The sequence below is a fragment of the Ornithinibacillus sp. FSL M8-0202 genome (assembly GCF_037975285.1).
GTDB classification, from domain to species: domain Bacteria; phylum Bacillota; class Bacilli; order Bacillales; family Amphibacillaceae; genus Ornithinibacillus; species Ornithinibacillus massiliensis.
This window is the reverse complement of record NZ_CP150248.1, coordinates 2,090,199-2,103,682: the sequence shown is the minus strand read 5'-3', so window position 1 is coordinate 2,103,682 and position 13,484 is coordinate 2,090,199. Positions and strand designations below refer to the sequence as shown.

Here is a 13,484-nt window from a genome sequence, read left to right as displayed (position 1 = left end):
ATATTACTAGTTTAGCAGATTTTTTTCGAATTATATATTAATTGGTATTCATTAATCGATATTTTCTAGTATTACTTTTTGTTGCCTTACCCTATAAATCGGCGTTATTTCCGACCAACTCCCATCATGTAAATAAAATTACTTTTCAGAGTAATTAATCATTGCATCAGAACGTAATATGAATTACTATATAAAGTAAAGGGGGTGAAAATTAGATGGAAACGATACGTTTAAATGTTTCACTATTGCGTAGAAGAGTACCGAATCTAACCAGTGCGGCCAAATCAATTGGCTTACGACCGGCTACTGTTTCGAATCTATGTACAGGGAAAATTCCAATTGAACGCGCTGAAGTAAAGACCTTAGTTGCACTTGCAACACTCGCTAAATGTAGTTTAGATGAGCTAATTATAAGAGGGGAGTCAGTGGAAATGATTGAGACTAAAATTAAAACATTGGATTTGTTTGCACCTATATCTAAGGGTGGGACTGTTGGTTTAGTAGCCCGTCCAGGAATGGGGCAGCTTGTTTTGTTAAGAGAGTTGTTTTATAGGCTTCATGATGATGGATATTCCATAATTCTATTAAAACCAGAAGGAAACCATCCGGAGTTGAACGATTTAACAGACTTTGATGTAGTTAATGTGGTAGACTCGATTGAAAAAGCTTATGAACAAATGATTACCATTGGAGTAGAGCAAGAAATCATATTCACAGCAGATCGCTCTCATGTTTTAACTGGTGAGATATTTGAGCTACAAGACCAGCTTCAAGCATATGATTTAAAATCTATTACTACTTTCCTACTTGATTTAAAAGGAGCTGTCGTAGATGAGGATTTACCATATGGACCTTTAGAAACATTACTATACTTTGATGCCGACCTCGCAGCAAGACATAGCTTCCCTGCTATCAACCCAATCTTTTCTACTTCTTCTGTTCTAGAGGGAGCTCACCTAGACCAACATCATCTATTTACACAGCAAAGAGCTAGAAAATTATTACGCCGTTATCGAGAGCTACGTTCTATTGTCACGGTACGTGGACTAGATAAAATTCCTGAAGCAGATAAGGAGATTTATCATAGAGGAGAACGTCTAGAAGCCTATCTAACACAGCCATTTTATGTAGCGCAAGAATACTCTGGAATAGAAGGTGAATCTGTAGATCTCGCTACGACAATAAATGATGTACGAAAGATATTAGATGGTGGAGCAGATTCTCTTGATACAAAAGCATTATCTTATATCGGGAAACTATAACATTCCCTTCCCAAAGGCTGGGACTCAGTGAGCACTTTGTCTCAGCCACACTTCTCTTTTTTATTCTATGACGATTATAACGCCAATACATTCTCATCTAAAAAAACAGACTTCCCAGGCATTCTTCTCACACGAAAATTACTTGCTTCTAATTGTCGATAATAATGGGATATCTTCACTAATAGCATGTAAGTGGGTTCCTCTTATCAATTGGAACAAGAGAATCATTTAAGGGTAAATAATGAAGGAAAAAGGCGCGTCCACTTAAATGGGATGCACCTCCTTTGTTTACTTCGCTATACTTTCTTTACAAACTCTGACTTTAACTGCATGGCGCCAAATCCAACGATTTTACAATCAATATTGTGGTCACCGTCTACTATGCGAATGCCCTTCACCTTTGTTCCTTGCTTTAGCACAGAGGAGCTGCCTTTTACCTTCAGATCCTTTATAACGGTTACCGTATCGCCGTCGTGTAATATATTGCCATTGGCATCTTTTATAGCTAGCTCTTCCTTATTGTCTTGCTCTTGATTAAGCACCCATTCATAGCCGCACTCCGGGCAAATGAGCATGGTTCCGTCCTCATATGTATATTCTGAGTTACACGTTGGACAATTAGGTAAATTCATATTTAATCGGCTCCTCACAGTTTAAATTTTCTTTCTCACATTACGTTTTTTAATCATGTAGGACTCCCCCATGGACACCCCTATTCCAAATCTCTTCTTAAATTCTTAAAGTAAAGGATATTTTTTTCAATCATTGCATATTCAGTATTACAATGTGAAAACAATTACTCGCACTATTATATCATGCATCCGCATCATCTCGTTCCTTTCATTTATCCACCCTAGGTATGTATTCCACTCCATTTGGGAAGAAAAGGTACTATAAAACAAAGATTAGCTATAGAAAGTGGTATGCAGATGATAGAGTTTTTAAAAGAAACTGGCTTGATTTTTGGTAGAATCATTACTATTTTGCCTTTGCTTCTTATCGTTACCTTACTTATGGGGAAACGAGCCATCGGTGAGTTACCTGTTTTTGACTTCCTAATCATTGTTACCTTAGGTGCGGTAGTTGGAGCCGATATTGCTGATCCTAGTATTCATCATCTCCCAACCGCCATGGCGATTATTGGAATCGGGATCCTCCAAAAAGTTGTCGCCAAATGGAAAATATCTAATCGGAAAATAGGGAGATTATTTACCTTTGAACCTACCATCGTGATACATAATGGAAAGTTCATCCATAAAAATCTCAAAAAGCTTCGTTACTCGATTGATAATATCCTGCAAATGCTAAGAGAAAAGGATGTATTTGATATCAGTGATGTGGAAACAGCGATTGTCGAAGCAAGTGGATCACTTAGTGTATTGAAGAAGCCGTTAAAAAATCCTGTTACATTAGAAGATATGAATAGGACGAATCCTACCTCCAACATCACGTTTCCTGTCATTATAGAAGGAACGATATACACGGATGTTTTAGCAGATTTAAACGTTGATGAGGATTGGATACGAACACAGCTATCCCAGCAAGGAATTGATGAGGTGGAGAAGGTATTCTTTGCTTCCATTAATAAATATTTAGAATTACAGATCTCGTTATATGATGATCATTCTATTACGATTCCACCGATTAAGCATTGATTTCTATGCGCTTCAGGTTTTCTGAGGCGCTTTTTATTTTGATATAAAATCTATCATGCTAGTAAACAACAATTAATTTACAGTATTCTTACCACCAATTTACATTAGCTTAGTAGAACATCTATATAATGAAATTTGTCGACTTAGGTATTATTTTAGGAGGTTACAACTTGAAACTAGCGTTAAACAATATCTCAATGAAGTTTGATGATATTACCGCTGTAGACAATCTAAATGTCACGATTAATGAAGGAGAGCTTGTATGCCTTCTTGGTCCAAGCGGATGTGGAAAAAGTACAACATTATTTATGCTAGCAGGATTATATAAGCCATCTTCTGGTGAACTCTATTTCGGTGACAAGTTAGTCAATGACGTAGAGCCTGAAGACCGTGGGATTGGCATGGTATTTCAAAATTATGCCCTCTACCCGCACCTATCTGTGCTGAAAAATATTATGTTCCCATTAAAGATGGCAAAAGTACCTAAAAAAGAAGCGGAAGAAAGAGCAATTGAAATGGCCAAGCTTGTGCAAATCGAACATTTGCTAGACCGTAAGCCGAAGCAGCTTTCTGGTGGCCAACAGCAACGTGTAGCCATTGCTCGTGCCCTTGTTAAAAAGCCGAATCTACTATTACTAGATGAACCATTATCAAACCTAGATGCTAGACTTCGATTAGAAATGCGCGAGGAAATTCGCCGAATTCAGCAGGAGGTCGGGATTACAACCATTTTCGTAACCCATGACCAAGAAGAGGCGATGAGTATTTCGGATAGAATTTTACTTATGAAGGATGGGAAGTATCAACAATATAGCCCTCCTCAGGATATGTACGATTTTCCTAAAAACGCATTCGTAGGTAAGTTCATGGGGAGTCCGCCTCTCAATATGATTCCCGTCATGTTAAATGAAGGAAGTATTACCATTAAAGATACCGAACAGTCCTTCCCTAACCCACTCACCATAAATCAAGCATTATCCTCATCTAATGAGGCATTATTAGGTGTACGTGCGGAAGATTGGACCATTGCAAAAGACACATCAAAAATACGCTTAACGGCCCTTGTTGAATTAGTTGAAAGAATCGGTCGAGATACATTACTATCTGCCACGATTGGCGGACATTCTATTCGTGCCCTAGTAGACCCTGAATTTACGATTCAGCCTGGGGACGCAGTAGATTTAACGATTCGGAATGATCGTTTCCACCTATTTGACGCAAAGACAGAAGCGAATTTAGGGTTAAAAAATGAATAAGGAGGGCTTTTGTTGAATCTAAAACCAACATTATCCAGTACATTAAAAGCTCTTCTATATTTATTACCAGCACTCGTTATATTAGGTGTTTTCAATATCTATCCGATTATTAAGTCTTTTATCATGAGCTTTTATACCGATTATGATTATTTCAATGATGTTGTTTATGAGTACGGATGGGATAATTTTTCTTACATTTTTCAGGATCATGAATTTTGGACAGCGGTTAAGAACACATTCATTTTCGTTCTCGGGGTAGTACCAGCATCCATTGTTATCTCATTAGTCATCGCGATCATGCTAAACTCGAATATTCGATTACGAGGAATATTCCGTTCTATCTACTTTATTCCATTTGTTACTTCCGTTGTTGCGATCTCTATCGTTTGGCGTTGGATTTATCATACGGAATATGGGTTGATGAACTATTTCCTTGGCATTTTTGGAGTCGATCCAATCAAGTGGTTAACAGATCCAGAGTGGGCCATGCCTGCACTTATTATTATGAGTATTTGGAAAGGGTTAGGCTATAACATTATTATTTTCCTAGCCGGATTACAAAACATTGATAAGCAATATTACTTAGCAGCGCAAATCGATGGTGCCAAGCCACTTAAACGGTTCTTTCACATTACCGTGCCTTTATTATCACCGACTACATTTTTTGTTTCGATTGTAGCGATTATTAATAACTTTAAAGTGTTCGATGAGATTTTTGCATTATTTGGTGGTAAACCCGGCCCTGCTTATAGCGCCCAAACGATTGTCTATTACATATATGAGAAGTTTTACAATGAATGGCAATTTGGGATTGCATCAGCCGCAGCTTATATACTATTTATCATCATCTTCATCTTTACCCTTGTCCAACTATACATAGGTAAGCGCAGGGTGAATTACTAATGGAGAGGGGAATTGAGATTGTACAAAAAAGCTGCTCTATCTAAAGGTTTTATCTATTTAATCTTAATACTTGGTAGTTTCTTAATGTTATTACCTTTTATCTGGATGCTAAGTACTTCCTTAAAGACTTCTGGGGAAGTGACAGCAATGCCACCCGTTTGGATCCCGGATGACCCTAAATGGGAAAACTATCAAGACGCTTGGGCTATCGCACCATTTCTCCGTTATACGATGAATAGTCTCATCGTTACCGTTCTCTCTACATTAGGGGAAGTGCTTACTACCATTCTCGCAGCCTATGCGTTCTCCCGTATTAACTTCTGGGGACGTGATGTTGTATTTGCTGTTCTCTTAGGTACGATGATGGTTCCGGGTGAGGTGCTACTCATTCCAAACTATGTAACACTAGCCAATCTAGGATGGATTAATCAATATGAAGCATTAATTGTCCCATGGCTAGCTAGTATTTTCTCTATCTTTTTATTACGTCAGTTTTTCCTTGGGATTCCGAAAGAGCTATCCTACGCAGCCAAAATCGATGGCTGTCGCGACTTTCGCTTCCTATGGACCGTCATGGTTCCATTGGCAAAGCCGGCTATCATTACGATTGTTCTTTTAAAAGCAATAGGCAGCTGGAATGCTTTCTTATGGCCATTAATTGTAACCCAATCCAAAGAAATGCGAACATTACCTGTTGGGCTAACTTCTTTTAGTACGGAAGCTGGAACGGTATACGAATTATTAATGGCTGCTTCCACGATGATCATTTTACCTATGATTATCCTTTATCTTGTTTTACAAAAATACATCATTGAAGGTGTTGCAAAAGCAGGAATTAAGGGCTAATCGATTTATGGTTTTACAAGGGTCAAACCCTTATGAAATATAAAACAAATCCTAGGAGGAAACTATGTTGAAAAAGCTTCTATTAACTTTACTTATTTCTCTTTTAACCATCGCTTTAGTAGCTTGCGGCAATAACGGTGACAAAGAAGAAAGTAACAAAGACGAAGGTAACAAGGAAAACACAGAAACTAATGCACCATCCGAATCCAATACGGATTCAAGTGTTGTGACATCATTAGATCAGCCGATTGAAATTGAATTCTGGCACGCGATGAGTGGTGGACATGAACAAGCATTAGAAAAAATCACCGACGATTTCAATGCATCACAAGAAAATATTACTGTAAAATTAGTTAACCAAGGTAGCTATGATGATCTTTCCACTAAAAACATGGCTGCGGCAAGAGCAAATACGCTTCCAGTACTAACACAATCGTATGAAGACTGGATTACAGAATATCTGGAAAATGATTTAGTAGCTGATATGACGCCATATGTTACAGATTCAGAAATTGGTTTCTCTGAAGACGAATTAAACGATATCGTAGAAGTTTTCCGTGAAATGAACACTTGGGATGGAAAATACTACGGACTACCTTTCAATAAAAGTACACGTATTATGTTCTACAATGTCGATTACTTAGAAGAAGCAGGTGTTGACGTTCCAACAACTTGGGATGAGCTTCGTAAGGTTGCTGAAGCGACAACAGGGGAAAAAGACGGAAGAAATGTTATCGGTCTAGGTCTAGAAAACTCTGTAACATTAGAATTTAACCAATGGGTACACCAAGCTGGTGGTGTTTACTTTGATGAAGCAAATGGAACCTTTGAAATGAACTCTGCTGAAGGTAAAGAAGCATTAGAATTTGTTTATGGCATGATTGAAGATGGCATCGCGCGTACTGCTGGTGAGGATGGTTACATGTCAGAGCCATTTGCGCGTGGTGATGTAGCACTTTACATTGGTTCATCTGCTGGTATTCCTTATGTAGCGGCTCCAGCTGAAGAAAACGGATTGAACTGGGGAGCTGCCGTTCTACCTGCTGGTAAGCAAGCAGCAACACCATTTGCAGGTACAAACGTATCCGTATTCTCTTCTGCAACAGAAGAAGAGAAATATGCCGCTTGGGAATATATGAAGTTCTTAATTAACACTGAAAACACGACTTATTGGGCAATGGAATCTGGTTATCTACCAGTTCGTTACTCTGCACTTGAAAGTGACGAATGGAAAGCTTATGTCTCTGAAAATCCAGAGTATGGCGTAGGGGAACAGCAATTTGATGCTGGCTTCTATGACCCTCGTATCAAAGGCGCTTATGCATTAAAAAATGCTGTAGCAAAAGAGCTAGACCGCGTTCTACTTGGTGAAATTACAGTTGACGAAGGACTAGCTAACGCAGAAGAAGCTGCAAAAAGAGAGCTTGGCCAATAATTAAGTTAACGACTTTTATAGTAAAGGAACCTGGATATTCAGGTTCCTTCACTTATTATTAAAAGGAGATACATATATGAATAAAACAACATTAACATTCTATGGTGGGTTACGTTCGATTGGCGGGACAATTGTCTCCCTACAATATGGAAGCGACCGCGTTATTTTTGACTTTGGACTTGTTTACAGCCCCCAAACCAACATATTAGATGGTCAAATACAAGTAAGAGAAAGCGCCATGACCCGTGATTATTTAACATTAGAACTTATCCCAAAGATAGATGGCATCTACCATGAAGCTTCCTTACCTATAGGCTCTTCATTAATACCAGCCAATCACTATCAAGGGAATACGGCTATCCTTATCTCCCATTTACACTTAGATCATATCGGTGGCATGGGCTTCATCGATCCATCTATTCCGGTGTTTATGAGTAAGGAATCACATGACCTTTACCAAACATTAGAATTAATTGGTGAAAGGGTTAATGGGGATAGAATCTATGAATCTTGTGAATATGACAAACCTTTCTTCGTTGGGGAAATTAAAATAACACCACTTCAAGTGGATCATGACATTCCTGGTGCTTGTGGCTTTCATATCGAAACACCAGATGGCGCTGTTGTCTATACCGGAGACCTTCGTTTACACGGTAATCACCCAGAACGAGTGGAATCATTTATTACAAAGGCAAAAACACTTGGTTTTGATGTAGTTATTATAGAAGGGACTACGCTACGCAGTGAAGAGGAGCTTCCTGAAGAATTGCTGGTTGCCAATAGGGATATCCCAGCGGAGCTAATAACCGAACCTAAGGTACCAAAGGTAATGGCGGAGCTACTTCACGACAAACAAGGAATCGGTATCTTTAACATTTACCACAGAAATATAGATCGAATTGCCGGTCTGTTACAAGCAGGACAATTACTAAATCGGAAAGTAGTCTTCGAAATTGGCACGGCCCAGCTCGCAGCTAATTTGTTAAATAAAGCGTCATTTTACATTTATGAATCGGAATCGCTAAGACTTTTAAGGGAAAATAATCAATTACAGGACTGGCAAATAAAACTGTTCAATACGTATCCTTCCCTTTCTGCTCAAGTGATTAATGAGAGTCCTCATGAATACCTATTACAAAATTCATACGATCAAGCTTTAGAGCTATTTGATCTCAACACAGAAAAGGGACTATACTTCCATTCTGACGGTGTGCCATTGGGGGATTATGACCCAGCTTTTCATAACCTCAAGCGCATACTAGATCATCTTGGTCTAGCTAAGGTTGCTGTTGGAACAGGAGGACATGCACTACCACAACATTTACAATATATCGTGGAGGAATTAGATCCAAATGTGTTAATACCGCTTCATAGCTTTCATCCAGAACGATTAACACCTAAAAGAGGGATTCAATTGCTACCACAATATGGGAAAACCTATATATTGCAGAACGGAGCATTAGTGGAATTAGTGGAGGAAGACATATAGATTGGTAGTAGAAGGGACTCCGAGGCTTGAGTCCCTTCTGCTAGATTTACACTATTTCTGTAGTCTATCCGAAATATGCTTTACCGCCTTCATAAATACTTCCACAAAATCCTCTCTTTGCACAGAGTGTAACACATGAACATTCGGTTCCTTCTCCATCCGATTTCGATAATCTACAACTGTCGCTCCCGATGTTATCCCTTCTAAGGACACTTCCACATAATAATCCTTCCCTTGAAATAACTCTGGTTTCAATAAATACATAACCGCACATACGTCGTGGAAGTGTAATACTTGGTCATAGTTCTCCTCGTCGAAGGGCGTTTTCTTGATGGCATCTAAGTAAAAGGTTACGAGTTGGTATGCTTTCTCTGCAAATTCAGTTCCAATCTCTAGAATTTGCTTTGCCTCTGCTGGTGTGACATATGCCTTATGGGTTACATCTAATCCACTCATCACAATCGGAATTCCCGAACGGAATACAATCTCAACCGCGTGTGGATCGACATAAGCATTGAATTCAGCAAACGGAGACATATTGCCGCCAACAGCTGCCCCACCCATCCAGGAGATTTGTTGAATATTTGATTTCACCTCTGGATGTGCTAATAGAAGTGCCGCGACATTCGTTAATGGACCGGTTGCTACGATCGTTATTTTCTCCTTACTATTCATAATCGTATCCAGCATGGCGCTAATAGCAGGACGCTCACTTACTGGTAATGTCGGCTCAGGGAACGAAACATTGCCAAAGCCACTCTCCCCATGGATATCCTCTGCTACTTCTAACGCTCGGAATATTGGCTGCTCTAAACCACGTGCAACTTCTACATCTGCTCCGATATAACTTAGAAATGCCCGTGCATTATAATTTGTTTTCGCTTGGGGAATGTTACCAGCGCAAGTGGTCACTAACCGAATATCTAATACATCATCATTAGCAAATGCTAAAGTGAGCATCATGGCATCGTCAATTCCTGGATCTGTATCAATAATAATTGGTAATCTTGTCATGAGAATCTACCCCTTATCGTTATGTATTTGTATCCTATCCATGCTTTTCCTACTATACTCCTTACTTATTCTCTATAACCTTGGCAAGCGAGCGTAATGCATCATACTGATAAATTTCATAGTTACGGCCTACTTTTAACAAGTATTGTTTTTCACAAAATTGGTTTAGTACATACAATAAATGGCGGTATGACACGCCTAAATAATCACAAACTGTTACATGCTTTTCTTTATACCCCCCCCGGTCTGCCGTTTGCAAAATAAAATCTGCAAGTCTGTTTTCTAGTGGAAAGGCGAGGCTCTGTGAATATTTAGCCGCCATATTGGTCGCCTTCAAACTTAAGAATTTCGTCAGTTCTCTTAGGAACTTCGTATCTTCCAGTAATTTCTTTCGATAGTGGGTTATAGGAAGCGCAAAGCAGATCGTCTTCGTTGTCGCTTGAATACCCTTTGTATAATACACGTCATGTAACAATTCCATTTCACCAATATATTCATTTTCATTGATAAAATTAATTAAGGAAACCTTTCCGTTCTGATGGGTTATATAAATCTTTGCCTTTCCCTCTATCACATAAAATAAATAATTGGGTCGCATACCTTCCTGAATAATCCAATCATCCCGCCTGTATTCATGGACTTCCATGTACTCCTCTATCGGAAAAGAAAATAAATGACCGATTGCGTTCTCTTCTATAAACTTCCGCTTTTTCTCGCCTTTGTAAATTTCCATTTCTCACCTCATAATAAGAGATATCTCATATTCTTACTGGATACTTCCATGATATCATGCAATCAACAAGGGGGACAGAGAATGAATACACAACGCTGGATGAGTATGCAGTTTTTTAGTTTTTTTCTAACATGGGGAATTTTTCTACCTTATTGGTCAGGGTGGATGATTTATACAAAGGGTATTAGTGTCTCAGAGGCTAGCTTGATTATGAGTTTAGGTCTAGTGGCTAGAGGCTTATCTACCTTATTTGCATTTCCGTATTTCTCCGGAAAAATTAGCAGTAAAATGTTATTGCATGTAACAGGGATCAGTACGATTATTGCGATTCTCTGTTATATTCCTGCAAGCGACTTTACTAGTCTACTAATCGTCACAATAGGCATACATATCTTTTATCCAACACTGATGCCTGCATTAGATAGCGCTGCTGGTGTGCTGATGCAAAATAAAGAATTACAGCATTATGGTAGAGCACGGCAATGGGGTTCGATTGGATTTGTGTCTGTCGGCATGGTATTGACTATTTTTACCGATAAATTTGGTGACGACATCATTTTATGGGCATTGCTACTTGGTATGATTGGATTTGTCGGTCTAGGCTTTATGCAAACACCAACCGTTCTAGCAGAAAAACCACAAGTGAGCAGCTCGCGCAGTGGCATGCTCCAGTTGTTCCGTATAAAGCACTTTAGTATCGTCTTAATTATTGTTATCCTACTACAAGCAGCACATGCTACTTATTACAATTATGGCTACATCTTTTTACAGGATATCGGCGCACCTGTTTATCTGATTGGCGTTATCATTAACATTGCCGTTTTAGCAGAAATCCTATTCTTTGCGATAGCAGACAAAGGCTTTCAGAAATATTCTGTCGGATCACTGCTGACTTTAGCCGCATTCGGTTCAACCATACGTTGGATATTAGTGTTCGCTTTCCCGAATGTAATCGTATTTAGTATTGCGCAGTTGCTACATGCCCTTTCCTTTGCGATGGGACATTATGCTTTTATGAAATATTTAATCAAGCATATTCCGAACGCACAAATACCTAATGCACAAGGAATGTATTCGGCATTAGCTCTAAGCTGGAGTACAGCCGTATTTACTATTTTCGGGGGATATTTATACGAAGTAGAACCGCGATTCGCCTTTATCGGTATGATCGTTTGTACAATTCCAGCTATGCTTCTAGCTTTCGTTTACCAGGGGTTAGAGCGTAAGCAAGAATCTGTTTCGTTTAATTAATAGTAAGGGTATAGAGGTTGGGAGTAACATTCTTATATTTTGGACTGTCCCAACCTCTAGTTAACCATCCTTACTTCTCCATACTATGTAGCCTTAATTTAGCTCTTCATCCACCTAATGTCTTCCAATTCGGGTCCTTCACATCCGTTTTTTTAGGCGGCCTCACAAACTCTAGGCATCTTTTATTCACAGCTCCAAATGCTATGAAATTTTGTTGTGCTTCCCTAAAGGAAACATCATTCGCACCTGTATCATCTACAAATTCATATTGATAACCATCATCTTCCCAAAAACAGATTTCACATATATCAAACGTACCTGGTGGCTCTTCATCTAATGTTTTATATCCGCAACAAGGACAAGTATATTTCATGTATTCACCTCTTGTGGTAGTATTTGGTGTTTTTTGTTAGGGAGCATCTTTCTTTGTTTTGGGTGCATCTGCTCACGGATCGGGTGCATCTTTCTTTAATTTGGGCTCATCTTCTCACGGGTCGGGTGCATCTTTCTTTAGTTTGGGCTCATCTACCCCCGGGGTGGGCTCATCTTTCTTTAATTTGGGCTCATCTTCTCACGGGTCGGGTGCATCTTTCTTTAGTTTGGGCTCATCTACCCCCGGGGTGGGCGCATCTTTCTTTAATTTGGGCTCATCTTCTCACGGGGGGGGGTTGCATCTTTCTTTAATTTGGGCTCATCTCCTCACGGGGTGGGCGCATCTTTCTTTAATTTGGGCTCATTTTATCCCGGGGTGGGCGCATCTTTCTTTAATTTGGGCTCATCTTCTCACGGGTCGGGCTCATCTTCCTTTAATTTGGGCTCATCTATCCTCGGGTTAGGCACATCTTCCTTTAATTTGGGCTCATCTTCTCACGGGTCGGGCTCATCTTCCTTTAATTTGGGCTCACCTACTCCCGGGGTGGGCGCATCCTTCTTTGTTATAGGTACACCTTCACCCAGTATAGGCACATCGCTAAGTAGACAAGACCTCATTCTTTATCCGGTCAGCATCTATTCCGGCTGCAGTCAGCTTTTCCATAGCTTCTTCTTCAATAATGTCCTTGAACAGTTGGAGATTCTGGTCAAACGCTACATATTGGTCCATCATAAAGCTCATTCTATGTTCGATATCAATCCATGTTGCTATATCGGCTTCGTTATGTTGTATTTGTGCCTCTAGTTTATCTAAGGCATTCGCAACCTTTGCTTCATATGTTTGTTTATTCTCATATTCAAACCAGAGATGATAAAGTTCCTCTCCCAATGAATCCCCTAGTGTATCTCTAATTTTTTCGATGGATTTAATTTCATTTAAGGCTTTTTGCTCTTTTACCTTAATATTATCCATCGTATCAAATGCTGGGATATCACCGGCTTCGGCCTCTACTAAATCATGGATTATGATCATCTTTAGTAGTCTTGAAGTATCTACCTTCTGTTTTAAATACGGTTCTAATAACATAGCCATTAAGGAGACTCTCCACGTATGCTCTGCTACACTTTCTTGTCTGCCATTAGATAGCCAGCTATGTCGCATTTCATACTTTAGCTTTTCACCTAGCTTGATTATTTCCATGACTTTCATCAGCTCTGTTTTCATGCTTCTTCCCCCAATAACTTTAGTGTACATCCAAAATAACATT

General features: G+C 39.3%; 13 protein-coding genes. 8 read left to right on the top strand and 5 right to left on the bottom strand.

Annotated elements, in window-relative coordinates; all coding sequences use genetic code 11:
* Positions 1-215 precede the first annotated feature (215 nt).
* A complete protein-coding gene (locus MKY78_RS10960; RefSeq protein ID WP_339212563.1) occupies positions 216-1,262 on the top strand; it encodes a hypothetical protein in 1,047 nt (348 codons plus the stop codon).
* 296 nt (positions 1,263-1,558) lie between these two features.
* Here the strand turns inward: MKY78_RS10960 and MKY78_RS10955 are convergent, their stop codons facing one another.
* Positions 1,559-1,894, bottom strand: a complete 336-nt coding sequence (locus MKY78_RS10955) for a zinc ribbon domain-containing protein YjdM (protein WP_339212560.1) — start codon at positions 1,892-1,894, stop codon at positions 1,559-1,561.
* Between the two features lie 297 nt (positions 1,895-2,191).
* Between MKY78_RS10955 and MKY78_RS10950 the strand changes: the two genes are divergently transcribed.
* The 6 genes from MKY78_RS10950 (at position 2,192) to MKY78_RS10925 (ending at position 8,846) form a co-directional block, all read left to right on the top strand.
* Positions 2,192-2,917: a DUF421 domain-containing protein gene (locus MKY78_RS10950; protein ID WP_339212558.1), complete on the top strand. Its 726-nt coding sequence runs from the start codon at positions 2,192-2,194 to the stop codon at positions 2,915-2,917.
* 170 nt (positions 2,918-3,087) lie between these two features.
* Positions 3,088-4,173 carry an ABC transporter ATP-binding protein gene (locus tag MKY78_RS10945; RefSeq protein WP_339212556.1) on the top strand — a complete coding sequence of 362 codons (1,086 nt, stop codon included), beginning with the start codon at positions 3,088-3,090 and terminating at the stop codon, positions 4,171-4,173.
* Positions 4,174-4,185: 12 nt separating this feature from the next.
* On the top strand, positions 4,186-5,076 hold the full coding sequence (locus MKY78_RS10940; RefSeq protein ID WP_339212553.1) for a sugar ABC transporter permease: 891 nt from the start codon (positions 4,186-4,188) through the stop codon (positions 5,074-5,076).
* Positions 5,077-5,094: 18 nt separating this feature from the next.
* Positions 5,095-5,922: a carbohydrate ABC transporter permease gene (locus tag MKY78_RS10935; RefSeq protein WP_339212550.1), complete on the top strand. Its 828-nt coding sequence runs from the start codon at positions 5,095-5,097 to the stop codon at positions 5,920-5,922.
* Positions 5,923-5,989: 67 nt separating this feature from the next.
* Complete coding sequence (locus MKY78_RS10930; RefSeq protein WP_339212547.1) at positions 5,990-7,357, top strand: ABC transporter substrate-binding protein; 1,368 nt, start codon at positions 5,990-5,992, stop codon at positions 7,355-7,357.
* A 76-nt stretch (positions 7,358-7,433) separates the two neighbouring features.
* Positions 7,434-8,846, top strand: a complete 1,413-nt coding sequence (locus MKY78_RS10925; protein ID WP_339212544.1) for an MBL fold metallo-hydrolase — start codon at positions 7,434-7,436, stop codon at positions 8,844-8,846.
* 51 nt (positions 8,847-8,897) lie between these two features.
* Here MKY78_RS10925 and MKY78_RS10920 read toward each other — a convergent pair whose 3' ends face one another.
* The gene (locus MKY78_RS10920) at positions 8,898-9,860 is read right to left on the bottom strand and encodes a nucleoside hydrolase (protein WP_339212542.1); all 963 of its coding nucleotides are present in this window, start codon (positions 9,858-9,860) and stop codon (positions 8,898-8,900) included.
* A 61-nt stretch (positions 9,861-9,921) separates the two neighbouring features.
* A complete protein-coding gene (gene yeiL / locus MKY78_RS10915) occupies positions 9,922-10,593 on the bottom strand; it encodes a transcriptional regulator YeiL (RefSeq protein ID WP_339212539.1) in 672 nt (223 codons plus the stop codon).
* An 81-nt stretch (positions 10,594-10,674) separates the two neighbouring features.
* On the opposite strand from yeiL, the gene MKY78_RS10910 reads away from it, so the two are divergent.
* The gene (locus MKY78_RS10910; protein WP_339212537.1) at positions 10,675-11,844 is read left to right on the top strand and encodes an MFS transporter; all 1,170 of its coding nucleotides are present in this window, start codon (positions 10,675-10,677) and stop codon (positions 11,842-11,844) included.
* A 106-nt stretch (positions 11,845-11,950) separates the two neighbouring features.
* Here MKY78_RS10910 and MKY78_RS10905 read toward each other — a convergent pair whose 3' ends face one another.
* A complete protein-coding gene (locus MKY78_RS10905) occupies positions 11,951-12,217 on the bottom strand; it encodes a CPCC family cysteine-rich protein (RefSeq protein ID WP_339212534.1) in 267 nt (88 codons plus the stop codon).
* A 597-nt stretch (positions 12,218-12,814) separates the two neighbouring features.
* Positions 12,815-13,426 carry an HD domain-containing protein gene (locus MKY78_RS10900; protein WP_339217883.1) on the bottom strand — a complete coding sequence of 204 codons (612 nt, stop codon included), beginning with the start codon at positions 13,424-13,426 and terminating at the stop codon, positions 12,815-12,817.
* Between the last annotated feature and the right edge of the window lie 58 nt (positions 13,427-13,484).

Bases quoted from the DNA above. Each gene is read 5' to 3' on its own strand.
- MKY78_RS10925 (WP_339212544.1), top strand. From the start codon at position 7,434: ATGAATAAAACAACATTAACATTCTATGGTGGGTTACGTTCGATTGGC.
- MKY78_RS10920 (WP_339212542.1), bottom strand. From the start codon at position 9,860: ATGACAAGATTACCAATTATTATTGATACAGATCCAGGAATTGACGAT.
- MKY78_RS10910 (WP_339212537.1), top strand. From the start codon at position 10,675: ATGAATACACAACGCTGGATGAGTATGCAGTTTTTTAGTTTTTTTCTA.
- MKY78_RS10955 (WP_339212560.1), bottom strand. From the start codon at position 1,894: ATGAATTTACCTAATTGTCCAACGTGTAACTCAGAATATACATATGAG.
- MKY78_RS10950 (WP_339212558.1), top strand. From the start codon at position 2,192: ATGATAGAGTTTTTAAAAGAAACTGGCTTGATTTTTGGTAGAATCATT.
- MKY78_RS10905 (WP_339212534.1), bottom strand. From the start codon at position 12,217: ATGAAATATACTTGTCCTTGTTGCGGATATAAAACATTAGATGAAGAG.
- MKY78_RS10960 (WP_339212563.1), top strand. From the start codon at position 216: ATGGAAACGATACGTTTAAATGTTTCACTATTGCGTAGAAGAGTACCG.
- MKY78_RS10900 (WP_339217883.1), bottom strand. From the start codon at position 13,426: ATGAAAGTCATGGAAATAATCAAGCTAGGTGAAAAGCTAAAGTATGAA.
- yeiL (WP_339212539.1), bottom strand. From the start codon at position 10,593: ATGGAAATTTACAAAGGCGAGAAAAAGCGGAAGTTTATAGAAGAGAAC.